23 protein-coding genes and 2 riboswitches are annotated in these 26,889 nt (G+C 42.3%); of the genes, 12 read left to right on the forward strand and 11 right to left on the reverse strand.

Features of this window, described 5'->3' with window-relative positions; genetic code table 11:
• Positions 1-14 precede the first annotated feature (14 nt).
• From cobU to AB4298_RS01220, 6 genes are all read right to left on the reverse strand, one after another.
• Positions 15-557, reverse strand: a complete 543-nt coding sequence (gene cobU, locus AB4298_RS01195; RefSeq protein ID WP_371985472.1) for a bifunctional adenosylcobinamide kinase/adenosylcobinamide-phosphate guanylyltransferase — start codon at positions 555-557, stop codon at positions 15-17.
• On the reverse strand, positions 554-1,333 hold the full coding sequence (locus tag AB4298_RS01200) for an adenosylcobinamide-GDP ribazoletransferase (RefSeq protein ID WP_371985473.1): 780 nt from the start codon (positions 1,331-1,333) through the stop codon (positions 554-556). Before AB4298_RS01200 ends, cobU begins: the two co-directional genes overlap by 4 nt.
• An 11-nt stretch (positions 1,334-1,344) precedes the next feature.
• Positions 1,345-2,373 carry a nicotinate-nucleotide--dimethylbenzimidazole phosphoribosyltransferase gene (gene cobT / locus AB4298_RS01205; protein WP_248998898.1) on the reverse strand — a complete coding sequence of 343 codons (1,029 nt, stop codon included), beginning with the start codon at positions 2,371-2,373 and terminating at the stop codon, positions 1,345-1,347.
• A 37-nt stretch (positions 2,374-2,410) separates the two neighbouring features.
• Entirely contained in the window at positions 2,411-3,466 is a 1,056-nt protein-coding gene (locus tag AB4298_RS01210) for a FecCD family ABC transporter permease (protein WP_371985474.1), read from the reverse strand.
• A complete protein-coding gene (locus AB4298_RS01215) occupies positions 3,459-4,316 on the reverse strand; it encodes an ABC transporter ATP-binding protein (protein ID WP_248998897.1) in 858 nt (285 codons plus the stop codon). Before AB4298_RS01215 ends, AB4298_RS01210 begins: the two co-directional genes overlap by 8 nt.
• Before the next feature lie 109 nt (positions 4,317-4,425).
• A riboswitch (cobalamin riboswitch) is annotated at positions 4,426-4,578 on the reverse strand.
• A 121-nt stretch (positions 4,579-4,699) separates the two neighbouring features.
• The gene (locus AB4298_RS01220) at positions 4,700-5,320 is read right to left on the reverse strand and encodes a histidine phosphatase family protein (protein WP_371985475.1); all 621 of its coding nucleotides are present in this window, start codon (positions 5,318-5,320) and stop codon (positions 4,700-4,702) included.
• Between the two features lie 250 nt (positions 5,321-5,570).
• Between AB4298_RS01220 and metH the strand changes: the two genes are divergently transcribed.
• The gene (metH, locus tag AB4298_RS01225) at positions 5,571-9,326 is read left to right on the forward strand and encodes a methionine synthase (RefSeq protein WP_371985476.1); all 3,756 of its coding nucleotides are present in this window, start codon (positions 5,571-5,573) and stop codon (positions 9,324-9,326) included.
• 162 nt (positions 9,327-9,488) lie between these two features.
• On the opposite strand, the gene AB4298_RS01230 is transcribed toward metH, so the two are convergent.
• A complete protein-coding gene (locus tag AB4298_RS01230) occupies positions 9,489-10,229 on the reverse strand; it encodes a hypothetical protein (RefSeq protein ID WP_248998894.1) in 741 nt (246 codons plus the stop codon).
• Between the two features lie 397 nt (positions 10,230-10,626).
• Positions 10,627-11,742 carry a flavin-containing monooxygenase gene (locus tag AB4298_RS01235; protein WP_371985477.1) on the reverse strand — a complete coding sequence of 372 codons (1,116 nt, stop codon included), beginning with the start codon at positions 11,740-11,742 and terminating at the stop codon, positions 10,627-10,629.
• A gap of 287 nt (positions 11,743-12,029) precedes the next feature.
• Between AB4298_RS01235 and AB4298_RS01240 the strand changes: the two genes are divergently transcribed.
• From AB4298_RS01240 to AB4298_RS01270, 7 genes are all read left to right on the forward strand, one after another.
• Positions 12,030-12,176 carry a hypothetical protein gene (locus AB4298_RS01240; protein ID WP_248998892.1) on the forward strand — a complete coding sequence of 49 codons (147 nt, stop codon included), beginning with the start codon at positions 12,030-12,032 and terminating at the stop codon, positions 12,174-12,176.
• Between the two features lie 147 nt (positions 12,177-12,323).
• Entirely contained in the window at positions 12,324-12,578 is a 255-nt protein-coding gene (locus AB4298_RS01245; protein WP_220758746.1) for an HP1242/YdcH family protein, read from the forward strand.
• Positions 12,579-12,847: 269 nt separating this feature from the next.
• Positions 12,848-12,947: riboswitch (purine riboswitch) on the forward strand.
• Between the two features lie 95 nt (positions 12,948-13,042).
• Positions 13,043-14,038 (forward strand): adenosine deaminase, encoded by a 996-nt coding sequence (add, locus tag AB4298_RS01250; protein ID WP_248998891.1) that lies wholly within the window; start codon positions 13,043-13,045, stop codon positions 14,036-14,038.
• A 251-nt stretch (positions 14,039-14,289) separates the two neighbouring features.
• Entirely contained in the window at positions 14,290-14,985 is a 696-nt protein-coding gene (locus AB4298_RS01255; protein ID WP_248998982.1) for a class I SAM-dependent DNA methyltransferase, read from the forward strand.
• 427 nt (positions 14,986-15,412) lie between these two features.
• Complete coding sequence (locus AB4298_RS01260; RefSeq protein WP_371985478.1) at positions 15,413-16,150, forward strand: basic amino acid ABC transporter substrate-binding protein; 738 nt, start codon at positions 15,413-15,415, stop codon at positions 16,148-16,150.
• A gap of 7 nt (positions 16,151-16,157) precedes the next feature.
• A complete protein-coding gene (locus tag AB4298_RS01265) occupies positions 16,158-16,838 on the forward strand; it encodes an amino acid ABC transporter permease (RefSeq protein ID WP_248998889.1) in 681 nt (226 codons plus the stop codon).
• Entirely contained in the window at positions 16,831-17,556 is a 726-nt protein-coding gene (locus AB4298_RS01270; RefSeq protein WP_371985479.1) for an amino acid ABC transporter ATP-binding protein, read from the forward strand. Before AB4298_RS01265 ends, AB4298_RS01270 begins: the two co-directional genes overlap by 8 nt.
• A 147-nt stretch (positions 17,557-17,703) precedes the next feature.
• Here AB4298_RS01270 and AB4298_RS01275 read toward each other — a convergent pair whose 3' ends face one another.
• Positions 17,704-18,726, reverse strand: coding sequence for a tetratricopeptide repeat protein (locus AB4298_RS01275; RefSeq protein WP_248998887.1), 1,023 nt, complete (start codon positions 18,724-18,726; stop codon positions 17,704-17,706).
• Positions 18,727-19,034: 308 nt separating this feature from the next.
• On the opposite strand from AB4298_RS01275, the gene AB4298_RS01280 reads away from it, so the two are divergent.
• From AB4298_RS01280 to AB4298_RS01290, 3 genes are all read left to right on the forward strand, one after another.
• Positions 19,035-19,376 (forward strand): TM2 domain-containing protein, encoded by a 342-nt coding sequence (locus AB4298_RS01280; protein ID WP_248998886.1) that lies wholly within the window; start codon positions 19,035-19,037, stop codon positions 19,374-19,376.
• 339 nt (positions 19,377-19,715) lie between these two features.
• On the forward strand, positions 19,716-20,279 hold the full coding sequence (locus AB4298_RS01285; protein WP_371985480.1) for a hypothetical protein: 564 nt from the start codon (positions 19,716-19,718) through the stop codon (positions 20,277-20,279).
• Positions 20,279-22,192 carry an alpha/beta hydrolase family protein gene (locus AB4298_RS01290; protein ID WP_371985481.1) on the forward strand — a complete coding sequence of 638 codons (1,914 nt, stop codon included), beginning with the start codon at positions 20,279-20,281 and terminating at the stop codon, positions 22,190-22,192. Before AB4298_RS01285 ends, AB4298_RS01290 begins: the two co-directional genes overlap by 1 nt.
• A gap of 77 nt (positions 22,193-22,269) precedes the next feature.
• Here the strand turns inward: AB4298_RS01290 and AB4298_RS01295 are convergent, their stop codons facing one another.
• The gene (locus tag AB4298_RS01295; RefSeq protein WP_371985482.1) at positions 22,270-23,568 is read right to left on the reverse strand and encodes a hypothetical protein; all 1,299 of its coding nucleotides are present in this window, start codon (positions 23,566-23,568) and stop codon (positions 22,270-22,272) included.
• Positions 23,569-23,975: 407 nt separating this feature from the next.
• A complete protein-coding gene (locus AB4298_RS01300; protein WP_371985483.1) occupies positions 23,976-24,872 on the reverse strand; it encodes a LysR family transcriptional regulator in 897 nt (298 codons plus the stop codon).
• 418 nt (positions 24,873-25,290) lie between these two features.
• Between AB4298_RS01300 and AB4298_RS01305 the strand changes: the two genes are divergently transcribed.
• Entirely contained in the window at positions 25,291-26,511 is a 1,221-nt protein-coding gene (locus tag AB4298_RS01305; RefSeq protein WP_371985484.1) for an adenosylhomocysteinase, read from the forward strand.
• Positions 26,512-26,889 lie beyond the last annotated feature (378 nt).

Genomic DNA, 26,889 nt, shown 5'->3' on the forward strand with positions numbered 1-26,889 from the left:
TTTTACTGTCACTCCTAACCTTTTAAATGCTGGGGTAAACCTGCTGTCACTAAGGTGACTTTATCTGCAATTGCCGCAATATCTTGGTGTAACCAACCAGCTTCATCCACAAATCGACGGCTTAGCTCCCCCATGGGTACAATGCCACAACCGACCTCATTACTAACTAATATAACCTCACCTGGCACACAGCTTAATGTCTTTAAAAGACGAGTTTTAACCTGCTCCCAATCATCCATGGATTGCATTAGATGGTTGGTCAACCAAAGCGTTAAACAGTCCACTAAAATCACGCTGTTAGTTGTAGAATACGTCTCTAATGCCTTAGTTAATTCCAGAGGGCACTCTATGGTTTGCCAAGCAATACCATCTATTTCTCGTTGGGACTGATGATGTTGAATACGCTCATGCATCTCTGCATCTAATGCCTGAGCGGTAGCAAAATAAAAACAGTTTTTAGCCAAATCGGCTTCTGCACCATTAACGCATTGCAACACTTGTGACTCTGCAAAACGGCTTTTGCCGCTGCGAGCACCACCTAAGACTAAGTGGATCACCAACTAACTCCTAAAATAAGCAATAACAGATAACAAGCTAACTCAGCCACTTGCTGTGCAGCCCCTAGGGTGTCACCGGTATAACCGCCAAGCTGCTTTCTAAACAGCTTTACTAAACAAAAGCGCACCATACAAAGCCCTAGCACTAACATAAGTGCTGGTATCGCGCCCACTATGAGCAACACTAATACGCCTGAAGCTAATAAAATCGATAGTTCATTAATCCCTTGGTGCTGGGCTAACGGCTTACTTTTACTGGTATCGGTATCGCTGACATATTGCTCTGAAAATATAAAACTGGCCGCTAAAACTCGGCTTAAACAGTGACCAACGATTAATGCGAGGCTGACATTATTGGGGTTAAACAGCGCTATCTCGGTCAGTAACTGCCATTTTAAAAATAAGGCTAGCACCAGTGCCAGTGCGCCATAACTGCCAAGGCGAGAGTCTTTCATAATGCTTAGCTTGGCTTCGACCGTCCAGCCACCACCGAGTCCATCAGCCGTATCGGCAAGACCATCTTCATGAAAGCCACCAGTAACTAATACGCTGGTGATCATGGCAAATACAATCGCTATGGACGGCGACACCCAATACAGCATTAAGCTATATACCAGCGCACTTATGCTGCCCACTAGCAAGCCTACTAAGCCAAAATAACGACTGGCCTTATTGAGCTTATCAGCATCAACCTCTATCCATTTAGGCATAGGTATACGGGTAAAAAATCCCATCGCAATAAAAAATAGGTTGAACTGTTTTTGCCACTGACTCATGTGTAGCGCCCTTAGATTTCTATGCCAGCATCTTCAAAGCTTGCCATTTCATTATAGAAATTTACGGCAGCCTGAATAAGTGGCAAGGCCAATGCAGCCCCAGTGCCCTCACCTAGCTTCATGCCAAGTTTTAACAAAGGGTTGGCTTGCAAATATTCCAACATCAGAAAATGACCTTTCTCACCTGATTGGTGAGCAAAAATCATATAATCACGCACATTCGAGTTAATCTTAACTGCTGCCAACGCCGCTGCTGAAGCAATGAATCCATCTACCACAATTAACATATTGCGCTCGGCCGCAGCCAACATAGCGCCCGTCATCTGCACGATTTCAAATCCTCCCACACAAGCAAGTACCTGCATAGGGTCGTCTAGCTCGCAGTGGTGTAGTAATAGCGCTTGCTCCACTAGCATTAATTTGCGCTTAAAGGTTGTGGCATCAATCCCAGTGCCACGGCCAACACAATCTTCAGCTTTTATGCCAGTTAACGCTGACATCATTACTGCTGCAGATGAAGTATTACCGATACCCATCTCGCCTAATGCTATCAAGTTACAACCATTTTGGTGATGCAACTCAACTCTAGCGGTCGCCATTTCAAAACCTTGCTTGACTGCGCCTAGCGTCATAGCAGCGCGCTTATGAATTGGCCCAGTGCCAGAACCTAAACGTTGGTTTATCACACCTTCAACATTTTCAATTGGCTTTAAAATACCGCAATCAATGACTTCTAGATCAAAGCCAACTTGGCGAGTAAACACATTGATCGCAGCACCGCCCTGCATAAAGTTAACCACCATCTGAGTGGTTACTTCACTTGGTGCAATCGATACGCCTGAATCGGCAATACCGTGGTCAGCAGCAAACACCATCATTTTAGGATTAATGATTTTCGGCTTATCTTTACCCAACACTCGGGCAATTTGCAGCGCTAGCGTTTCTAAATCGCCTAGTGCGCCTAACGGCTTAGTTTTGGTATCTATCTTGTGCAAAATTGCGCTATCAAATTCAGTATTAACCGGTTTAATATCAAACATCTTTAATCCCTTGAGCACTCAACTGGGGTATTCATCGCTATATACGCTTAGCGCTGCGACTACCTAAAATAAATAAAAAGAAGATACTGCCCATCACTGAGGTAATTATCCCCACAGGCAGTTCTTGATAACTCAATAATGTCCGCGCTAACACATCCACCCAGACCATAAATAATCCGCCCACCAGCGCCGTTAATAGCAGTGGATAACGCCCAGGAAATAATAGACGCACAGTGTGCGGCACCATCAATCCGATAAAGCCTATACCGCCACAATTCGCGACCAAAATAGCTGTGATAAGTGAGCAAAGGAGTAGCATAGATAAACGCAAAGCACCGACGTTAATACCCAAAGTGTGGGCGGTTTCATCCCCTGCACGCATCGCCACTATTTGGCGTTTGTACAATAAAATGATTAATGTACAAATAAACACAACGCTGGCGGGTAACCACAAACCTTGCCAACTGGCTTTAGCGAAGCTACCTAAAGTCCAAAACAATACCGACGCCGCAGCTTGTGGACTTGAGAAATACAACATCAAGCTGGCCATAGCACCAAACATAAACGAAATCGCCACCCCAGATAAGAGCATACGCTCAACCTGAGTCGATAGATTTTGCCCACATAAAGCCAACACCATAACAACCGATAGACTGGCACCAACAAAGGCACCTAGGGGTAAACTCAACCATAGAATACTTTGACTAAATAGGGTTAGTGCGACCACAGCGCCAAAGGATGCGCCTGATGAAATACCGAATAGGTATGGGTCGGCTAACGGGTTTCGAGTGACTGTTTGTAGCACACTACCGGCGATAGATAAGCCTGCACCCGCGATAAAGGCAAGCAATACCCGTGGTAGCCGAAGCTCCCAAACAATTCGCTCTCGTACTCCTAGCGACTCGCCGACATTTAATAATTTATGGCTAATAACGCTAACTACATCGGCAACACTGATGCTAGCTGCGCCAAAACTTGTCGCCGCAAATGGCGTCAATAAGGTAAGTAAGACGAGTACACCAAACAATAAATATTCAATTGGGCGTCGCGGCAAGGTTAAACCATTAACCAGCCCAATAGCGGAATTACTCACCCTCGCCTCCTTGAACTTTATTGGCTAAATCAGTTGCAGACTCATAACCGTAGAAGTAACTAATCAGCGGATTACCATGTTGTGGATGTGGCCTAATTTCACAGCACACGTCAAATACCTCGGCAATACGCTGCTCTGTCAACACTGTTTTTGGCGAGCCTTTAGCCACACAGTAACCTCCATCAAGTAGTAGGAGTTCATCACATAAAGCGCTGGCAAGATTTAGATCATGAATCGACGTAATTACCGTAATATTGAGGGTACGTAGTAACTCCAAAGTTTGAATTTGGTAGCGAATATCTAAGTGGTTAGTTGGCTCATCAAGAATGAGTAGTTTAGGTCGCTGCACTATCGCGCGGGCAATCAATGCTCGCTGCTTTTCACCGCCAGACAGGCTTTCATAAGCTTGATTCGCTTTATCTTGCAATCCCACCTTAATTAGTGCGTTAGCAACCTCTTGTCGGTCCTGCTTGCTGGTAAAATCAAAAGCATTTTTGTGGGGGGTTAAACCTAACGCAATAAGTTGCGAACAGGTCATATCAAAATGGTGCGGCGTATCTTGCAGTACAACCGCTATTTGTTGGGCAAACTGCTTAGCGGAAAGTACACCAATATCTTGGCCAAATAGCTCAATATTGCCTAAAGTTGGTTTAATAAAACGATATAAACAACGCAGCAAGCTAGACTTACCCGCGCCATTGGGGCCAATAATGCCCAGCATTTTACCTTCAGTAAGGCTGAAATTTATCGTCGACAAAATGTGTTTGTCGTTAAGTTGCCAACTTAAATCTGTAACTGACAGGACCATTTTAGGCTGCAGCTCTGCATCTGATTCAGCCATGAGCGGCATGCAACCAAGCAACACGTATCATTTTATTATCTCCCTCGAGTCGCCCGCTCGAGTATATGTACCGCCAATAGGCCGCACTTTTGAGCTATCAATACCGATTTTGATAAACCCTATTCGATTAAATTAGGCAGGTATCTGACTTGAAAGCTACGTTAGAACAAAGCTTTCATACAGTTGCGGGTACAGTCCGGACTAAGCCACTGCGATGCAGCTGCTTCCGGTTCCCTTTATGCTATTAAGCACCTAACTTTATTTGTTATTAACGGCAAAAATTCTTAGCATTAATAATATTAATGTCGCAGTTTACCATCATACGTCTACAGCGAATACCAATCAGTATGAGAAGTTGTTCAACACAGAAGTAAGCCATCAATTCGCTTTATTTACGCCCAGTTTAAACTCAAATGCGGTGTATCGCCGTCGTGTAGTATGTCTATTTGTACCTTAGCAGCATAAGGTAGTTTTAATGACGTATAAAAGCCTGCGCAGCGCGATACACCAAGCACTTTACTCATTAAATAGCGGATAACGCCACCATGAGTGACCAGTAATATCTGTTTACCTTGATGCTGCTCAATCATATCTTGCCAAGCTAGCTCAATACGCGTTTCAAAGTCTTGCATCAACTCGCCATTTGGCGGCGCAGCAAGCCAAGGGTTAGCCCAGTAGCTATCTAACGCGGCTGCATCTGACTGATACAACGCATCAAAGGTTTTTCCATCCCAGTCGCCAAAGTTCAGCTCTTTAAAGCCATCGTCTACAAATAAAGGTAACTGATGCGATGTAGCGAATGCTTTAGCGGGACCTGAGCAGCGAATAAGCGAAGAACTAATAATCACATCGGGTGCGGATGTTGAGGCATTTTTCGACTCAAACACAGCGGCAAGTGCTACTTTCATCTGCAATTCGCCCTGCTTACTCAAGCCTACATCCACTTGACCGCGCAAAATATTACCACCTTCACATTGGCCATGCCTTAGGAGGATAACGTTAGTGTTTTGCATCGCTTAAGCCTATCATTATTATTTATCAACAACTTACATAATTTTATTGGTTTTTAATGCTGAAAAAGTATCATGCTTTTAGCACTTGCACTTTTGAGTAAGCCTCACGTATTATGGACGTCTATACGTATAAATGTCCAAACAAAAAATGTAAGTCTGAAAGCGACTCGCAACTTAAAGAAAAATGACCGGCATTTTATACGAGCATAAATTACCAGAATAATCATTTGCGAATTGGTAGGAATTATCTATGGCAACCTGTACCCCAACACATGCCTTGAGCGCAGTAGCACACACTCAAGACACTGCCGAAAAGGTTTTAGCAGTACTTACCCAAAAGCTTCAAGATGGGATCCTTATTCTCGATGGTGCGATGGGCACCATGATCCAAGATCGCAAATTTGAAGAAGCTGATTTTCGTGGCTTGCAGTTCAAAGATTGGCATTGCGATGTAAAGGGCAACAACGATATGTTGGTGCTGACGCAACCAGAGGCGATTAAGCAGATCCATAAAGATTATCTGCTCGCGGGCTCAGACATTATTGAGACCAACACCTTTAACGCTACGCGTATCGCCATGGCCGATTACGACATGCAGGCGCACTCAGCAGCAATTAACTTAGCCGGTGCGCGTCTTGCCCGAGAAGCCGCTAATGAAGTTGAAACTGAAACCGGTCGCCAATGTTATGTAGCAGGTGTACTTGGTCCAACCAACCGTACCTGCTCAATTAGCCCAGATGTTAATGATCCTGGTTATCGTAACGTTAGCTTTGATGAACTTGTTGAAGCCTACATTGAATCGATTAATGCGCTGATAGCTGGCGGCGCAGATTTGATTATGGTTGAAACGATTTTTGATACCCTTAATGCTAAAGCGGCACTATTTGCCATAGAAACCGTATTTGATCAGCAAGGTTTCCGTCTGCCGATTATGATCTCAGGCACCATTACCGATGCCTCTGGCCGCACCCTTACCGGCCAAACGACGGAAGCTTTCTATAATTCTTTGCGCCACGTTAAGCCTTTATCTATCGGCCTTAACTGTGCATTAGGGCCAACCGAGCTGCGCCCTTATGTTGAAGAGCTATCTAAGATTTCTGAATGTTATGTCTCTGCACACCCTAACGCTGGCCTGCCTAACGAATTTGGTGGCTACGATGAAACGCCAGAGCAGATGGCTGAAGTCATTCAAGAGTGGGCCGAAGAAGGCTTTTTAAACATTATTGGTGGCTGCTGTGGTACTACGCCTGATCACATCCGCGTTATTCGTGAAGCGGTTATTCAGCACCCTGCCCGAGTACTACCAAACATTCCAGTTGCTTGCCGTTTATCAGGGCTTGAGCCGCTAACCATTGATGCCAACTCGCTATTTTTAAACGTCGGTGAACGTACCAACGTCACCGGTTCAGCTAAGTTTTTGCGCCTGATTAAAACTGGCGAATATGAAGAAGCGTTGTCAGTTGCCCGTGAGCAAGTTGAGAGCGGCGCGCAGATCATCGATATCAACATGGATGAAGGCATGCTCGATGGCGCTGAAACCATGCACAAGTTCCTTAATCTAATCGCCTCAGAGCCTGATATCTCTCGCGTACCAATTATGATCGACTCCTCTAAATGGGAGGTGATTGAAGCAGGCCTTAAGTGTATTCAGGGTAAGGGCATCGTTAACTCGATTTCGCTTAAAGAAGGCGAAGAGAAGTTTATTGAACAAGCGACCTTAGTAAAACGCTATGGCGCCGCTGCCATTGTGATGGCATTCGATGAAGTCGGCCAAGCTGATACTAAAGCGCGTAAAGTCGAGATCTGTACCCGCGCTTATAATGTATTGGTTGATAAAGTCGGCTTCCCGCCAGAAGACATCATTTTCGATCCGAATATTTTTGCCATTGCCACTGGTATTGAAGAGCACGATAACTACGCCGTGGATTTTATTGAAGCCACCGCAGAGATAAAACGCACTTTGCCACACGCGATGATCTCAGGCGGCGTATCAAACGTGTCATTCTCGTTCCGTGGTAACAACCCTGTACGTGAAGCTATCCACGCCGTATTCCTGTATCACGCCATTCAAGCTGGCATGGACATGGGTATTGTTAACGCAGGTCAGCTGGCCATTTATGACGATATCGACCCAGAGCTAAAAGAGCGCGTTGAAGCCATTGTGCAAAACTTACCGTGCACTGTGGCCGATACCAACAACACCGAACTGCTATTAGAAGTTGCCGAAAAATTCCGTGGTGATGGCAGTCAAACCATCAAGAAAGAAGATTTAGAATGGCGCACTAAGCCGGTTAATGAGCGCTTAGCCCATGCGTTAGTAAAAGGTATTACCGACTATATCGATGCAGATACCGAAGAAGCGCGTCAACAGGCAACACGCCCACTGGATGTGATTGAAGGGCCGTTAATGGACGGCATGAACATCGTTGGTGACCTATTTGGCTCAGGAAAAATGTTCCTGCCACAAGTAGTCAAGTCTGCCCGAGTGATGAAAAAAGCCGTAGCTTACTTAAACCCATACATTGAGCTAGAAAAAGTCGCAGGTCAGTCAAACGGTAAGATCTTAATGGTCACCGTAAAAGGCGATGTGCACGATATTGGTAAAAACATTGTTGGCGTAGTACTGGCTTGTAACGGCTATGAAGTGATCGACTTAGGCGTAATGGTACCGGTTGAGAAAATCATCGAAGTGGCGATTGCTGAAAACGTCGATATTATCGGTATGTCAGGACTCATTACCCCAAGCCTTGATGAAATGGTGCATAACGTTAAGAGTTTCCATAAAGCAGGCTTAACTATTCCATCAATTATTGGCGGCGCTACCTGCTCGAAAATCCATACCGCAGTCAAGATTGCCCCACACTCACCTGAGGGCGCTATTTACATTGCCGACGCCTCGCGCGCCGTGCCTATGGTTTCAAAACTCATCAATAACGACACTCGCCAAGCGACTATCGATGAAGCCTATGCAGAGTATGATGTCATGCGCGAAAAGCGCTTATCACAAGCTAAGCGCAAAGAGATCACCAGCATAGAAGCCGCGCGTGAAAACCGCTGCCAACACGACTGGCAAAACTACAGCCCATTTGTGCCCAATCAACTGGGTCGCCAAGTGTTTGATGACTATCCGCTAGAAGATTTAGTTGAGCGCATAGACTGGACGCCATTTTTTAGAAGCTGGGAGCTGCATGGACATTTCCCGCGCATTTTAGATGATGAAGTCGTAGGTGAAGAAGCACGTAAGCTGTTTAGCGACGGCAAAGCTATGCTAGACAAAATCATCAGTGAAAAATGGCTCACCGCGAAAGCGGTTATTGGCTTATTCCCAGCCAACACCGTTAACCACGACGATATTGAGCTGTACACCGATGAAAGTCGTAGCGAGCTTGAACTGACGACTCATCACCTACGGATGCAGATTGAACGTGTTGGTAATGACAACTTCTGTTTAGCTGACTTTGTCGCGCCAAAAGACAGTGGCGTGGCCGATTACATGGGCGGCTTTGCCGTCACGGCAGGCCATGGTATTGATGAGCACGTGGCACGCTTTGAAGCTGACCATGATGACTACAGCGCCATTATGCTTAAATGCTTGGCTGACCGCTTAGCCGAAGCCTTTGCCGAGCGGATGCATGAACGCGTACGTAAAGAGTTTTGGGGTTACGCAGCCGATGAAGTACTCGATAACGAAGCGCTTATTCGCGAAAAGTACAAAGGTATTCGCCCAGCTCCTGGTTACCCAGCATGCCCTGATCACACTGAAAAAGGCCTGCTGTGGGACTTATTAAAGCCAGATGAAACCATTGGCCTTAATATCACCGAAAGCTACGCTATGTTCCCAACCGCAGCGGTTTCTGGTTGGTATTTTGCTCACCCTAAGTCGCGTTATTTTGGCGTAACTAACATTGGCCGTGATCAAGTGGAAGATTATGCCGCCCGTAAAGGCATGAGCATAGAGGAAACCGAGCGCTGGTTAATGCCGGTGTTGGACTATGATCCAGAGTAATAGAATGCTGAGTAAAAAAGTATAAATAAAGCCCCTGAATAAGGGGCTAAATAGAGCAGCAGCTTGGTTTGCAGGGCAGCTTTTCAGTTCAGTAAACTTAGCCTAAGCTCAAAAGCTAATCTCAACAGTCCAAGCTAAACTCAAAAGACTAGATTCGCAGCCCTAGCCCACATTAGTCATACAAGGCTTTATCACTCCCGAGGCATTATCATTATTAAGTAGTAACGCCTTATACTGATTAATATTTCGTTCAAGTTGCTGCATTAAGCCTTCAGCGCCTTTAGCTGCGGTGCTTTCATACACCAAAGGCACCATAGTCAGGTTATGCGCCTGCGCCTGAGCATCGACAAACTGCAGCTGCGACCAAAATAAATTAGAGATAAGATGAAACAAACAACTGCTGATCCCAAGGTGTCGCATCTCCGGAACCACATAAGCGTAAAGTAAATAACAACATACGCCCACATGCCTATCATCACAGGCATTATCATCTGCATACCAAGAATCAAGCAAACCCACATTAAAGGTGACAAAGGCGATTGGGGTTTGTTGCTGTTCTTCTAAAAAAGCCACCAGCTGATAATGCCTTTGATGTCGACTTTGCGATATACGGCTAACTGGAACAAGGCTCTTAAATATTTGATGACTGATAAATTCGTCATCTTGGCTTTTATTGCAAAAATGCCGCTGAAGATCTGCAGCAGTGGTATGGGCAGGTGCATCATAAATACTCACACAAGGAATATGTGATAATTCATCCAACTTAACGGACGCAGGAGCCTGCAGACGTAGGTCTTTTTCAGCTAAGGTTTTGATAAAGCCGCCCTGCAATTGAAATTGGCTAAAATCATCCAGCAAATGAAGTAAGGGAAACAACTGCGCCTTACTCTGATAAGAAGTCATATACCGCCCCACTCAATCAGCGGTTATCTGTAAAAAATGACACTCCTTTATCAAGTATTTATCGAACAGATAAATGCATACAGACAACATGCTTAGTTAACTACACATCCGTTAACTATAGGTTCAATATATTTTGCTGTAAAACCTGCCTAACACAGACCTGCTGTGGGGTTGATGGCAAATTACCACCAAGTGATTGTAAATAAAGACCACTCACTCTTTTACGCTTAACAACAATGACTGAAATAAAAAGCTCAACCTTGCCTCTGGTACTAAAACTCTTAGCAGTGCAGCTCTGAACCAGGCATAAGTTATCTAGTAATCGAAAAATGAACACTGCAATCCGCCATATTGAACGCGACCTTGCATTCAATATGACGAATAATCATCAGCGATACTAGCTGGCGTCAGCGATTGGCTTGGCGGCTTGTTTAGGTGGCAGATTATTCTGCGCAGGTTTACTGTTCGCTTGTTGGGTTTCTAAAATATACGTCATCAAGTATTTAGCATCTTTCCAGACGCCACCCAGCGTTGCCGAGCCACGGGTATACAGCCAAGGCAAGCCAATAAAAAACAAACCATCGACATCTTTGCTGACGCCGCGATAATTACTTGGGTAGTTCATTTCATCAAAAGAGATGTCTTCAATCCAAAAGAAGTTAGGTTTAAAGCCTGTCGCCCAAACGATATTCTTAATACTGCTGACACTGCCTTTTTGAAACTTGATACTGCTGTCATCAGCTGACAGGGTTCTGCCCATATGAATCACATTGTCTTTTGCCAGCAATGACTTCACATCTGTACCAATAACCGGCTGCACGCCCTTACTTAACCACTGACCGATTTTGCTATAACGGTTAACCGACAAAAAGCCTATTTGAGTAAACCACCACCAGAGGGTTTTACCTAAGAATGTCTGCGGAATTGCAGGGATTTTATCCGTACCAGAAAAGTGTACTTTGCGTCCGGTATCGGCAATTTCCGATAAAATTTGCACGCCGGAGTCGCCCGCGCCAACAACTAAGCAATCGCCCTCTTGCAGTTGAGCCGGACTTTTATAGTTCTCACTGTGAATTTGCTTCACATCTTTAGCGATGTCCGCATGACAAGGCGGTGTATACGGAGTATGGAACGGGCCGGTGGCGATAATCAGCTGCTTGGCTTGATAACTTGCGGTTGCACTGGTGATCTCAAAGATACCATTCACTTTCTTTACCGAGGTAATCTTTTGATTAAATTCTATCGGTATTGAAAACTTCTCGGCATAACATTTTAAGTAATCCGCCACTTCATATTTATTAGGGTAGTAACCTTTTGGAAAAGGAAATGGCATGCCCGGTAGATGATTGTATTCGGTAGGAGTAAATAGCTTTAATGAGTCCCAACGCTTTAGCCAAGGCGCACCTATATGCTCGTTGGCATCTAAAATAAGATAATCTTTTTTATGCTGCGATAAGTTATAGGCCATAGACAAGCCTGATTGACCCGCGCCGATAATGATAAATTCTTTCATGATTTCCAACTGCATACGTCTTATTTTTATTATGCAGAGCATTCTAACAGAACATCAGTATAGAACTTGATTTAGCCAAAAAATACTCAAGCAGCTAACTGTAAAGATAAGTAACTTAACAAAGATTAAATAGCAATTAGACCTTGTTGTTTCAACACAAAAATAGCATTTTCCATCTGCAAACAATACTCAATAAAATACAATGTATTTAATAAGATAGCTATCAATGATTGCAGGGCATTGTTATTGTAGAAGGTAACAGTGAAGCCAAAAATAATAAGAAATCTATGCAATACAAAATTGGAATACAAGCCGTAGCTGTTTTGTTGGTGGTAGGGCTTATCTACTTTAACGCTCCTTACATGCTTGATGTTTACCTATCTGCCATTGCAGCTTTGGCTCTGGGGATCTATTACTTTTTTATCAAAAAGTGACAACTAGCTAAGCGACTATCTCGATGCACCATAATTAAAAAGCGGCCAAGATCTCACTTTGTGGTTTTGGCCAGTGCTATAGTCAAACCAGTTCCAACATAAATTGTTTCTGTTCGCCATTTAAGTTCAGCATTTCAAGGAGCACCAATGTTAAATGAAAATCATGCACTTATTTTCGACTTCCCAGAATTTAAACAAGACATTGTTTACTTGAACTATACCGACCAAGAGTTCGACAAGCTTTCCAAGCAATACCACCTCCTCGATTATGATATTCGTCAGTTAGAAATTGCCGGTAGCCCAACCGATGACGAACATATGCATCAACTAAAAGTCCAACGCGCTAACTTAAAAGATGTTTTATTCCATAAGCTTCAAGCTCATCACAGCGAATCAAAGTAACCATTTTTTGAAAAATACCGAGTGCTGTCAGCTCTGCATATAGCATTCAAAACAAGCCAAAAGGCAGTAATGCTACACTTTTGGCTTTAATCATTTTTTTAATCAGCTTTTATCTATACAAAACTCAGCCAAGAAAGCTTTAGGGTTAAACGAATCGACTCTAAATACCTAGATAATGCGTGCTTAAACCAGATTTTGTGTTAGGGCAGCCAATGCTCCCCCTGGTCTTATTTGTTGTTAGGCTCTTTCGCAACTAGCTTAATGAGTGCTAATATTGACCGTTAACACTTCGTATAATCTCAATGATATGGTTTGAGAGTTTCTACCAAGAGCCCTAAACTCTTGATTATGAAGACTTTACTTTATGTAATGCTAACTATGTAATATTGTTTCTATTTTGCGCTGCAAGGTATGAATCGTTATTTGCCTATAGTTGGTATAACCACTTAATAAAGGAGAGCTTCATGAATTTTCTACAGCTACCTAAAATTGATCTTCATTGCCACCTAGACGGTAGCGTACGTCCGCAAACTGTTATCGACCTTGCAAAAATCCAAGGGACAGCTATTCCTAGCGATAACGTTGACGAGATAAAAGCGCTAATGGTGGCCCCTGAATCTTGCCCAAACCTTGATGAATACCTTACCCGCTTTGCGCTGCCTGTATCGGTTATGCAAACAGAAGCGGCGTTAGAGCGTATTTCGTTTGAGCTATTTGAAGACGCAGCAAAAGAAAACGTGAAGTACCTAGAAGTCCGTTTTGGTCCGCAATTACATCGTAAACAAGGCCTTAACTTTGAGCAGATCATTGGCAGTGTTGTCAAAGGTATGCGCAGAGCTGAAGCCCAATACGATATTAAGGGTAACTACATCCTGTCGATTATTAAGGTGCTACCAAAAGATGACATCAATGATGTGATCGACGCGGGTGCTCAGTTCCTTGATAACGGTGTTGTTGCATTCGACTTAGCTGCAAGTGAAGAACCAGGCTTTTGCCATGAGTACATTCCTTACGCTAAATATGCCCTTGATAAAGGCTACCGCATTACGATCCATGCGGGTGAGCAAGGTGTAGGCCAAAATGTGTATGACGCAATTGCGTTACTAGGTGCCGAACGTATTGGACACGGTATTCACATTAACAGCCATAAACAAGCGTACGACTTAGTGCGTTCGAAAGAAGTTGCATTAGAAACCTGCCCAAGCAGTAACGTGCAAACCAAAGCGGTTGAGAATTTAGAAAGCCACCCGTTTGGTGATTTTTATCGTGATGGTTTATTAGTTACGATTAATACTGACAATCGGACAGTGTCTGATACTACTATGACCAAAGAGTTACAGCTTGCAGTTGAGAAGTTTAACTTAACTGAACAAGATTACATGGCTATCTACAAAATCAGCGCCAATAACTCGTTCGCATCTGATGCTGTCAAACAGCATCTATTGCGATTCACTGTTTAAGTTTCATTAACAAGTTATATGCCTTTTAGCGAGTGCAGCTATGCACTCGCTAACTCGTTCCCGCCCCAGACTAATCAACAACACATTTCAGCGGCTACATATAGCGAGAGATAGATCGCAATACGCTTAATTAATCATCGCTAAATCTAGCTATTAGTATAAGATGCCGCACCCCAATTTACAGGTCAACAGCCTTGCTTACCGCACCAACTACTGCGCTCTATACTGACTTATCAAGTTACTACAATTTAATGTGTGCCGAAATTGACTATTCAGCACAAAGTGAATGCATTCGCAGACTGCATCAAATCTTTGGCAATGGTGGAAAACAACATCTTGATCTTGCTTGTGGTACAGGCCCTCATGTTAGGCACTTCATCGATAGCGGCTACCAAAGCCAGGGCTTAGACATTAACCAGCCGATGCTAGACATAGCCAAACTGCACTGCCCGGAAGCAGAGTTTAGCCTACAAGATATGGCAAACTTTACGGTTGAACAGCCGTTAGACTTAATCACCTGCTTTTTATACTCAATCCATTACAGCGATGGAATTGAAAAACTAAAGCAGTGCATAGCCAGCGTGCACCACGCCCTTAACGTTGGCGGTATTTTTTGTTTCAACGCCGTTGAAAAGAAAATGATCATCAACAACTCATTTGCTAAGTTTCAATTAGCCCATGAAGACAGCCAGTTTACCTTTAGCTCAGGCTGGGATTATTGCGGGGAAGGCGAAAGACAATCGTTAATCGTCAACATTGAAAAGACCACAGAGCAAATAAGCCAATCTTGGCAAGATGAGCACGCGATGGTCGCAGTAGGATTTGAGCAGCTAAAACAACTTTTAGCCCCCTATTTTGAAGTGCAAATGTTTGAACATGATTATGACAAGATCTTGGCTTGGAACGGCAAGTCAGGCAATGCAATTTTTACCTGTGTAAAAATTTAGCCAAGAGGCTACAAAGGTTTTAATCAATAGCCCCAAAATATCGCTAACAGTGTATTTGGGGCTATATAATAATATCGTTAACCTTTTCTCCCATCTACTGAACAACTTCTCGTTTTCGCTCTTCATTTTAGTTTGACCTTCAACTTTTAATTTAAGGCATTTATCCAAACTCTCATCTAAGTCATCAACTTTACCTACTCAATAAATATTCATTATCACTTATATTCCCAATCAGCCGACTCAAGTGTAAAACAAAACAACACCCTTTGTTAAGCCAAGGTTACCATCACGAGAGAAACGTTCAAACCTTAACCAAAAAAACAAACCAAATCGAATTATTAAGCATTATTTCTGCATAAGTATTGATTTATTTTAATGTAAGTTTATAGTCGATGACAGTTAAGTAATTTGATTAAGAGAGTTTGAAATGAAGCAGTCAATGACAGGTTTAGTGAGTTTAGGGTTAGCAAGCGTTTTATTATTGGCTGGCTGTGGTAAGAGCGATGATGTGCTTGTCGTCGGCACCAATGCTTCGTTTCCCCCTTTTGAATATGTAGGCGGCGTTAGTGGTGATGAAATTAAGGGCTTTGATATCGACCTTGCACGCCAAATTGCCAAAGATGCAGGTAAGACCCTAAAAGTTGAAAACATGAACTTTGACTCGCTGATTGTGGCGTTAAATGCCGGAAAAATCGACTTTATCGCATCAGGAATGACCATTACTGCAGAAAGACAAGCGAACGTCGATTTCTCGACACCTTACTACGAAGCCACCCAAATGGTATTAGTGAATAAAAACAACAACAGTATTAACAGCATTGATGATCTTAAAGGCAAACATATTGCCGTACAGTTGGGTTCAACTGGCGATATTATGGCAAAGACCTTTAGCAAAAAAGTTACCGCTTTTAATACTGGTTTTGAAGCCGTTATGGAACTGAAAAACAATAAAGTTGATTTAGTACTTTTTGACAGTGAGCCCGCCACTAGCTTTTTGAATAAAAATCCACAATTAAAAATGGTTGAACTGGATTTTGAACCTGAATTTTACGGACTAGCAGTACCTAAAGATAAAGCTGAATTGCTAACGAGTATCAATAGCACCCTAGAATCCATGAAAAACAACGGCGAATACGACGCCCTTGTTACTAAATACATGAAGTGAGCAGCTAATGATTGATGCAATAAACACTTCTTTATTTACACCAATTGGTGAAGACGGTTTAATCGGGATTTATCTCATCTTAAACGGCTTAAAAGTTACGTTAATCGTCACCTTCTTTGCCATGATAATGGGTTCTGTACTTGGCGTGGCTACCACCTTAATGAAGATGTCATCAAAGTGGTATTTTAGTTGGCCTGCAAATTTATATGTTAGCGTGATCCGTGGAACGCCAGTGGTTGTGCAGTTAGTGATCCTTTACTTTATTGTACTTGCATCACTTGATGTAGATAAAATCACTGCGGCCATTATTGCCTTTGGCCTTAACAGTGGTGCCTATATCTCTGAAATCATCAGAGCCGGGATCCAAGCTGTAGACAAAGGCCAAATGGAGGCGGCGAGATCACTCGGTTTATCGCATTGGTCAACGATGAAAGAAGTGATTTTACCGCAAGCGATTAAGAACATTCTGCCATCGCTAGGTAACGAGTTTATTGTATTGCTCAAAGAGACAGCGGTCATTGGCTTTATCGGTGGCGTCGACTTAATGCGCGCAGGTGAAATCATTCGTAGCCGTACATTTGAAGACAGCATACCGCTATTTACCTGTGCCATTATCTATTTACTATTGACGTATATCTTCACATTTATGCTATCTAGATTCGAAACGAGGTTGAAACAAAGTGATTAAAATAAATAACTTACATAAGAGCTTTGGCGACAACCAAGTTTTAAAAGGTATTAGCGAGCAAATTAACAAAGGTGAAGTCGTCAGCGTTATTGGTCCATCGGGGAGCGGTAAAAGTACCTTTTTACGTTGTATCAACTTACTAGAGCAACCAACTCAAGGTGATATTTTCATTGATGGTCAATCCATTACCGCCGCAGGAGCTTGCGTTGATAAGTTAAGACAAAAAGTCGGTATGGTGTTTCAAAACTTTAATCTGTTCCCTCATAAAACCGTTAAACAAAACATCATTCTAGCCCCTGTGAAGTTAGGTGTGATGAACCAGCAAGAAGCGAGTGCTGAAGCCGATAGATTGCTAACCCTAGTGGGTCTAAAAGACAAAGCCGATGCCTACCCATCGAGCTTATCTGGCGGGCAAAAGCAGCGTGTTGCCATTGCAAGAGCGTTAGCCATGAAGCCTGAGCTCATGTTATTTGATGAGCCCACATCGGCGTTAGATCCAGAGATGGTTGGCGATGTACTCGATGTGATGAAATCATTGGCAGAAGATGGCATGACAATGGTGATTGTTACCCATGAAATGGGCTTCGCACGGGACGTATCCGATAGAGTGATCTTTATGGATGGCGGCTATATTGTTGAGCAGAGTGAACCTGAGGCACTATTTAGTCAGCCTAAAGAGGCCAGAACTCAAGCGTTTTTAAGTAAAGTGTTGAGATAAGGCTCAGGAGTCAATACTCAAGATTAAGAGCTAAAGCCTATGGGGATTACGGGCTAAACTGAGAACTTAGCGATTATGTTGCTACTACTTGTAGCAACATAATGAGGGAACTCTGCATTTTAAAGCAAAAAAATCAAACGAATAGCTTCAATGGGCTATGACAGAGTCTATAGGATTTTGCATTAACGCTGCGAGTGCTTCTTTATGTCCCTGCGCCGCAGCCTCTAGGTACCACTTCTTTGCAATGTGTTGATTTTGCGGATCGCTGTTATCCGACTCATATAAGCTGCCCAATACATATTGCGACTCCGCATCTCCCTGCTTGGCTGCCGCTGTATACCAGCTTATCGCTTCAGGTATGTTTTGCACTACACCTTCGCCCAGTTCAAACATCACCCCTAGGCTATATTGCGCACCAATGCTCCCTTGCTCTGCCGCTTTTAAATACCATTTAATTGCCTGTACCTTATCAACCTGAGTGCCTTGACCTTGCTCAAACATTGAACCTAGGTAAAATTGCGCTTTGACATAGCCATTATTCGCCGCCTTTTGATACCAAGTAAAAGCGTTGGCCGGATCTGCTGCAACGCCTTGGCCAAAGTCATAAGCTGAACCAATATAAAATTGCGAAGCAACATGGCCTTGCTCAGCGGCTTTCATATACCAAGCAAAAGCTTGCTGTTTGTCTTCCTCAATTCCGATGCCGAAAGTCAGCATTCTAGCCATATCATATTGGGCTTCATCGAGGCCTTTATCTGCCGCTCTTTTAATCCAATAAATAGCTTGTGGGTAGTCTTGTTTTGTCGAGTGAAAAATCATCCCTATGCCATAGAGAGCATCGATATGATCTTGCTCAGCCGCTAGATAGTACCAATGCAATGCTTGTTGCCTGTCTTCCGGCACGCCAAGACCATAGTCATAAAAGGTACCGAGTGTATATTGAGCCTCTGCAGAGCCCTGCTCTGCCGCTTTTCGGTACCATTTGATTGCAGTTTCACTATTTTTCAATGTACCCATTCCAAAATCATAAAGGGTTGCGAGTTTATATTGCGCGTCTGCATCACCTTGCTCAGCCGCTTTGCGATAACTCTCAAAGGCAAGATCAGAGCTTCGTTCTGAACTTGCACACCCAGCCAGCAAGAAAACCATTAATAAAATTAAAAACTTCATAATCACTCTTTGACAACAGCACGCCATTAGTGGCTTTTATCGCATGATCATGCAGGTTTTAATTGATGTGTTCAATTGAATTTCAGTGTCTTACGAGAAGTTATTCGAACTAAGTTCGCAAAGACAGGTTCAATTTTTTCTTAGATATAATATTTACGCCCCTCGACCTAATGCAGCCAAGTATTACCGACTGTGATCCCTGTGCGGTTTCAAATTGCTTTATTTTCATTTTGTGAGCTGCGCACCTATTTTTCAGCGCACACTTGTACACATAATGCCTTATCGCAAATTGACAATTGGAGTCCGTAATGCAAACCCTAGATTGCCCTCAGTGCAACCATAAGATCGACCTTAATGTAGTTACTTGTCCTCAATGTCATGCTGCACAAGGTTTTGATTCTCTGTCCGGCGTAGACCCAGATATCCGTATTAAAAACCAGAAACTGGCTATCTGGTTTAGTATTTTACTAGGCGGATTTGGCCTACATAAATTCTATTTAGGTCAGCACCTAAAAGGCAGTTTATATCTCGCATTTAGCTGGACACTGGTGCCTATGGTTGTCGGCTGGGTCGATGCCTTCCGCACCGTAAGAATGACGCCATTTCATTTTGAGCAACGCTACTGCAAGCGAGTAACTCAGGGGTTTTAAGCACTTCTTTTGATAGAAAACCGAACCTAAAATTACAAATAGAAGACTATAAAAAGACAGCTTATGCTGTCTTTTTTCGTTCTATCCATCATTAGATAATCTAAATATTTTTTGCGATGAGCACATAGTTTATTGCACGCCCTTTCATTGATAGAAAAAAGTACTAGCCAGATTACACAATTATCAAAACAGGATTAACCCATTAAATATAAAGAAAATTTCAATAAAAAAATGAACCGAAATAATAAAATTTGCAGCACTAAAGTTTGACTTTAATGTTGTGCAAATGTAAAAAAGTGGCAACTTATCAAAAAATAACTATACAAAGGAGTGTTAGTTATGACGATTTATGCCGAGTCTAGTTTTACACAAAAGTTATTATTACTGCTGTCTGTAATATTTACCTTCCCAGCATTAGCTATCGAACCACTAGAAAAAGATGAAGGCTACATACTTGTCGCTTTAAAAGTTGAGCAGGGCTATCTTCCCACTTATGTGACACTATCGGGTGAGGGTTGGGGGAATGGTTTAAAATATGATCTAAAACCTACGAGCACTAACTACTGGCTTGAAGCTGTAGAAGCAGGTACATACGAATGGGACAGGCTCTACCTTAATAAAGATGTATACCTAGATATTGAAGATGCTGAGCTCACCATCAAAGTAGAGCCAGGTAAAATCAATTATGGTGGGCATCTGCTATTGCATACTACGATGAATGCTAGCAGGAACTCGCTACTTGGAGGTGCTAGATTTTACTTCAATAACAAAGCAAGCAAAGCAATGACCTATCTAGATAACAACTTTCCAAGTTTAGTTAAAGATTACGATTTAATTTATACCGGCGAACATAAAGACCACTTTTTTGATTATGCCAAGCAGCTCAAAGGAGTAAAGTTATAATGAAACGCTTAATTTTATTGTTTGTTTTTCTGTTTGGTTTAGGTAATTCCTATGCATCAGTTGAATCTGATTTTTTTAGAAATCCGGAATTTCTGATGCCAAAACTCAACGGTAATGGCGACTTTTTATTAGTCAAAAAACGAATTGATAATTACAATGAAATTGTACTAACCAATCTAAATAAATATATAGAAACACCTGTACTAAAAGTATCAACCCAAAGCTCAACTTATATTTCCGATTTTGAATGGCTAGGAAATAATAATTTTGCAATTTCGACTTACGATGACATAAACGGCGGCAATCTTTATTTATATAAAATAAATGAAAACGGTAAAGCCAAACGCAGCGCCCTACTTTCCAACACCTACGTTTTTGATGCCCAAATAACTCAAGAAGATAGGTTTATTGCATTTAGATATAAACATGGCAAACCAAATTTGTTTTCTTTTGACCTAAACAGTGAACGCCATGAGAGCCAATTTAGGAGCAAAAAACGCATAACTAAAGGCCCGCTTAGAAATGGACGTTGGCTAGTTAACCATTCTGGTAGCGTTAATGTAAATTATGACACTGAAGATGGACAAACCGAAGTTTATGTCAAGTACCCTGACTCAAAAAAGTGGCGACAAGTCTGGGAAAACAGTGATGAAATCGAATTTAAACCTGTCATGTTTATACCAGAAAAGCATGAGTTATTGGTTTTATCACAAAAGGATGAGGGTTACTTAAAACTATATAGCTACAATACTCAAGTTAATGAGTTTACTAATATTGTTTACCAAGTAAACGGTAGAGATATCGCAAACGTTTTAATTAATCCTTTCAAACCTGAACTGATTGGATACAGCTATATTCAAGGCGGCGTTGCTCATCACATCTATAATCAAACGCTATCAGAATTAGTCGATAAACATACTAAAACAACCGATATCCCAAACGGCTATGTTATAAACTTTAGTCAAGATTATAAAAAAGTAATCTATATTAATAGCTCTATTGATAAACCAAGTAAATACTATCTTTATAATCAATCAATTAATGAAAGCATGCTTCTCGGCGAAGAGCGCCCTTGGCTGAATAAATACGAGCTAGGTACCAGTGAAGTGATCACGTCAAAATCTAGCGATGGGGTAGAAATTGAATCTTACCTTACTCTTCCTGCAAGAACTGATAATAAGCAAGTCCCACTGCTAGTTATGCCACATGGAGGCCCATTGGGAGTGAGTGATACACGCCACTTTCCAATTGATGTACATTACTTTGTTCAGCAAGGATACGCAGTTTTAACCCCAAACTATCGTGGTTCATCAGGCTTTGGCGAAAAGTTCTTAAATGCAGGTAAAAAGCAATGGGGGCGTTTAATTGAGGATGACATTGAATCAGCAGTAGCAAAAGTGCTGGATAAAGGTGTTATCGAATCATCTAAAATCTGTATTTTTGGCATAAGCTATGGCGGATATTCTGCTTTAATTAGCGCTATACGCCGTCCAGATTTATATCGCTGTGCAATCTCTTACGCTGGTGTTACCGATATTCCGCTATTATTTTCTGGCGGTGTACAAACCGATAATGAGCGCCATCAAGCACTAAAGGATATTCTTGGTGATCCTGATGAATCTTGGGATACCTTAGTAGAGTTTTCACCAATTTATCGTGCAAATGAACTAAAAATCCCTATCTTCATTGCTCAAGGTGGTAGAGATCGAATAGTTGAAGATGAGCATTACTTTAGAATGAAATATGTTCTCGAAAAATTAGATAAAGATTTCGAACATTTTTATATGGAAAATGAAATTCACGGTTTTAAATTAGTAGGTTCACAAATAGAACTCTACATTAAAATAAATGAATTTATTCAAAATAGCTTCGTTAACCAAGAAACTATAAAAGCGAATACCGCCGACGAATAGCGCTGAGCATTTATTACTTCAAAGCAAAAAGAGCAGGATAACCTGCTCTTTTGATTTCTATAAGCTTAAAAATACCGCTAAAAGTCGAAACTCAATCGCATATAATTCGTTTCAGAATCGAGGGCACTTGTACCTCTTTCACCCAAACGGCTTCTTTCTACTAATAGCTTGCGCCATTCGCTTAGTGGCTTTTCCGAACCGTAGCCTCTTACGCCAATCTGCAATCTAGCGGAATAAAGAGAATCAAACTTTGCGTCTAAAGCTGTTGGCAATTTAAGATCCGGCATACTGCCTGATGCGCCGCCCCAAATAACCCATTCGGCGTCACCATTATCGAGGTCGCCAAATAAAGACATGTGAGTCAGCGCCACATTGCTAACACCGGTAAAGTCATACTGATAAGGTGCTTTACCCGTCGCGATTTCATTAAATAAAGCATATACCGCATCAGAATAACCGTTAGCGGGATCCCACATCATAATCGGCGAAGTTGTTCCATCAGATGCGACTCGGTGCCGTGCTGAACTATAGCTGTCAGCTGTTACATTACCTACGTGCTCTTGACCCATTCTTGCAGGCCAAACATAACTGCTATTAGTTAATGTTGGATAAACAAAAACTAAATCATCTTGGCTATAATTAGTCCAGCCTTCAAATGAGCGGGCATATAAGATCCGTGCGTCATATGGATTAACATAATCAACTGCTACGCCTTCATGAGTGAAGTCAGTCAGGCTCAATGCATATTCGGTTTTATTGGTTAAATCAATACTGCCACCGAGACTACTCTGCCCATCAGCAGCCACTAACTGCACATCTATTGGGCCCGCGCCATCACACCACTCAACTGTAGGTGAACTGCTAAATGGTGTTAACTCATAGCTGCTTCCTCCTAGATAAAGCTTGCTGTCAGGCGCATCAGCAATAAGTGACTGCACTGGAAACTCAACATTCTTACAATCACAACCAGTTCGATCATTATCATCCCAAAAGTGCTTAACCCCCTGATCGCCGGCTTCAACGTCAACATGAGAGATAACAGTAAGAGTGGGCTGGTCTTTATAATAAGATTGATTATTTGCTGTTAGCGTGAGGTGTTTAGCGTTACTCGGCCAATCAGCAGTGAGCGCTCCGTTACTATCAGTAATATACTCAGCAATAAGCTCACCTGCATTATTATGCACAAACACATCAACGCCGGCTTTTGGCGTTTCAATTCCACACCAATTGCTAGTAACAGTATTTAAAGTGATTTGCGGAATATTGCCACCTGCTGAACCACCATTACCTGCTGATCCAGATGAATCGTCACCTCCGCCACAAGCAGTTAAAAGCAATGCGGATAATACGGTTAGGGTCCATTTTGTTGTTGTCATATCTTCTTCCTGAATATCTATGAATAAGCCAAGTAATCATTACCTCGCTTTTTACAGCTAAAAACTGTTTATAACCCCCAGAAACAACCAAACTAATAAAAATTAATTAGCAAATTAATGTTAATTTATTGTAACGACGATTATTCGGGCTACGGTACCGTTTTACGCCTTAGCTGTCTATTATTTAGCTGACAATTTTTTTCAACTAATTAATTAAGTAAACAATGATTTAACCAGTAGAAACGAGCTTTATGAGGTAAAACGAAAATGCTTCAATCAAAGTGATACTAAGATGCTAGTAACACGTATGACAGTATTTGAAAGTGTCATTATTTGGCTAAAGTTAAAGATTAAAGATTAAAGATTAAACATGAGAAATGTTTGTCAGAGATGCTTTAACTGAAAACTTAAATCCTAACGTCTGCGGGCAATATCACTTGAATAAAGGTGCGCGTCTTTAATGGCACCACTGCTGCGTATGGGAAAACTAAAAACAGCTCAGTTTTCCAAGTGAAAGCTTTAAGCAAGCTCACCAATTGCCCAGATGCGATTTGTTTACCGGTAACAAAATCTAACGTGGTAGTAATCCCTAAACCTTTGCATGCATATTGTGCGAGCATGGATTCACTCATTGACGATAATGCCGGCGTTATTGGCACATTGAACTGCGCGCCGTCTTGTTTAAACGACCAGTTCAGCCCGGTAAGACAATGACTATAGTGCAGGCATTTGTGCTGAGTTAGCTCATTAGGATGAATGGGGGTTCCAGCCACTTTTAAATACTCAGGCGATGCCACTACATAGGTGTCAATATCACGGATTTTACGGCACAAATAACTGCTATCTTCGAGCTTACCAATACGAAATGCGATATCAACGCCCTCTTTCACCAAATCCCCAAGATTGTCGTCAAATACAATATCCAGCATTAAATCAGGATAAGTTAAATGCATAAATTCGAGGCTTGTTGCTATACCATCATCGTGCTTTAAGATGCTTGGCATTTTGATGACTAGACGCCCACTGACCACTTGCTTCTTTTCATCAATAAAATCTGTTATTTGAGTCACTTCATTAAAAATAGACTGGCACTTGAGATACAGGAAATCCCCTTCTTCGGTTAAATCCAGTGCCCGAGTAGTGCGGATAATCAACTGACTTTGTAAACTCGATTCAAGCTGCTTTATGTGCTTACTGATTACCGAGTGAGTTAAGCACAGCTCATCGGCCGCCGCCGCAAATGAACCATGGCGAGCCACGGCGTAAAAGCTAGTCAACAAGTTAAGGTTAAAGCTAGGTTTCACCTGATTATCCTATGTATGAGTGTGGATTTAGCCATTCTAACTCAACGACTTAAGTATTATACCAATCAGTATAAGAATTTGATCAACTCAGAGCGATTTTTGGCAAACTAATTCAAGGCGAATAGCTGCAATAATGGTTACTCCCTTTTAAAGCTGTTCAACGCAGAAGTAGGCAGACAAAAACGCTCCAGAATGGCGAGTTTTAGCGGTTCTGATGCTGTTTAACGAGCTTGACCGTAGAACAACTATGCTCTTCTCTCGTTGCCTTGCCTCAGAACAGCTAAACTCTCGCTGAGTGACTAAGTATTTATACTGATTGGTATTAGTTCTTTGTTGGAAAGAGTATTGTTCAATATGTGAAATTGTTAAAACAACGGCCCTAGTCAATGATGAATAAACAATAACAAGGATATTCATCATGACAACAGATACCACTACACCCCATATTGATTGCGAAATCGCCGATATTAACTTAGCACCACTTGGCAGAAAACGGATTGATTGGGCCCGTGCCCATATGCCAATTATGCGCAATATTATCGAGCGCTTTGAAAAAGAGCAGCCATTTAAAGGCTTAACAATTGGTATTTGTTTACACGTAGAAGCAAAAACGGGTGTTTGGCTTGAAGCTTTAACCAAAGGCGGCGCAACCGTGGCGATCACCGGCTCACCAGGGACGACTCAAGATGAAACCGTAGCGGCTATTGTTGCTGATTACGGTGTGCATGTTTATAGCCAGCGCAGCGAGAGCTTTGCTGACCACTTACGTTATTGCCAAAAAGTACTCGACCATCAGCCAGATATTATTTCCGACAATGGCGCCGACCTGCATGAGCTGCTATTTACCTTGCCACAAAACCAACATCTCATCGCCAGTTTGCTTGGCGCAACTGAAGAAACGACCACAGGTGCTAATCGCCTGCGTGAAGACTTTAAATCAGATAAATTTGCTACCTTAATCATTAACGACACTCAGGCAAAACGCATTATTGAAAATCGTTATGGCGTAGGTTCATCGGTTGTCGATGGCATTATGCGCGCCACCAACGTGATGCTCCATGGTAAAAAAGTACTGGTCATAGGTTATGGATATTGCGGCAGCGGCACAGCACAAAGACTTAGAGGTATGGGCGCCCATGTCACTGTGGTTGAACCTAACCCTCTAACAAGATTAGAAGCGCATATGGAAGGCTTCTATACCGCATCCCTTGAAGAAGCCCTACCGAATGCCGACATGGTGATCACTATCACTGGTCGTGACAAGGTGCTCGATAAGCAACATTTTGAGCTAATGGCCGACAACGTGATTATTGCCAATGCAGGCCATTTTCAACGTGAAATCAACCTGCCAGCACTAACTCAACTTGCAGAAAAAGTTGAACAAATTCGCCCGCATGTAAAAGGCTATCACTTTAACGATAAAACCCTGTTTGTGTTATCTGACGCAAACCTCGTCAACCTTGCCGCCGGTGATGGCAATCCGATTGAAATTATGGATCTGGGGCTTGCTCTGCAATCATTAAGCCTTGAGCGCATTGCACTTAATGCTAAATCGTTAACGCCAATGCCGCAGCCAGTACCTCACGATATTGAACTGGATGTCGCCGCACTTGCCTGCCAATACTGGATTAATCATTAACGGGCTTTAAAACCATCTAATCACTCTACAACTCATCAAGGCGGCTATGACTCTATAGCTGTCTTCTCCGTCAACAATTAGCAATTTTGCCAACCAATCTCACCACAATCCCCCTAATCCTAGCCATTTATACCACTAACTAACTCTTTGGCAGCCGCGTGATTGCTTACTAAGTATTAAGTATTAGCAAATGTTACCCACATGTAGACAAACGTTTAAATGACTGGTTAACTAACACGTATGCCCTTGCTGTATTTGATAAAAACATTTTGGGTACTTATTCGTGCATCAGTTCAATAAGTATATGTTTTTCAGTCAAAATTAGGACATCCGACATAATAAAAGTATCCATCAACATTGATTGGTGGAACAACAAAT

This window comes from Shewanella sp. 10N.261.52.F9 (genome assembly GCF_041471165.1).
Classification (GTDB): domain Bacteria; phylum Pseudomonadota; class Gammaproteobacteria; order Enterobacterales; family Shewanellaceae; genus Shewanella; species Shewanella marinintestina.